Consider the following 770-nt stretch of genomic DNA (forward strand, 5'->3'; position numbering starts at 1 on the left):
TCTAAGAAAGCCAACATACCCGACCTATTGGATTCTTAGCATCGGAATAGTTTGAACTCTCTTGAGTTCTGGTTGTTTTCGCTCTTTTGAGAGCGTTTTTAGGTTGTAGTAAATGAACAAGCGTTTCTTTCCAAGAATCGATTTGCCACTTTTGATGGCGATAATTCCGATCATGTTATTGAGTTCGCTGACGCTATGGAGCGCCAGTGGCTTCGATGAATCCATGCTCTTTAAACACTTAGCCCGCTGCGCACTGACACTGGTGTGTATTCTGGTGATGTCATCCATTCCAGCAGCCAGTTATCAACGCTCGGCACCGTACTTGTATTTTGTCGCCGTGTCGTTACTGCTGGCCGTCGCGCTGTTTGGTGACAGCACTAACGGTTCACAACGATGGCTAGATATCGGCTTTTTTCGTTTTCAACCTTCGGAATTAATTAAGCTCTCGATTCCGATCATGATAGCTTGGATGCTGCATCTGGAAGGCGGCAGACCTGACTTTCGTAAAATCGCGCTTTGTTTGATGATTACCTTGGTTCCCGCAGGGTTGATCGCTCTGCAACCCGATCTGGATGGTGCGATCTTTACCGTGATCTACGCACTATTCGTGTTATTTTTCGCGGGTATGAGCTGGAAAATCATTGGCGGATTTGTGGTGAGCGTTCTAACGCTCGCGCCGATTCTGTGGTTTTTCGTGATGGAAGCCTACCAAAAAAGCGGTGTGAGTCAGGTCTTACACCCAGAATCTGACCCACTTGGCTCTGGTTACC

General features: G+C 47.3%; 1 protein-coding gene. It reads left to right on the plus strand.

The annotated features are described in order from the left end of the window. Positions 1 to 112 precede the first annotated feature (112 nt). The coding region (locus R7Z49_RS24490) for an FtsW/RodA/SpoVE family cell cycle protein (protein WP_318112295.1) at positions 113 to 770 on the plus strand (658 nt) is incomplete at its 3' end.

The sequence above is a fragment of the Vibrio sp. 1562 genome (genome assembly GCF_033340155.1).
Classification (GTDB): domain Bacteria; phylum Pseudomonadota; class Gammaproteobacteria; order Enterobacterales; family Vibrionaceae; genus Vibrio; species Vibrio alginolyticus.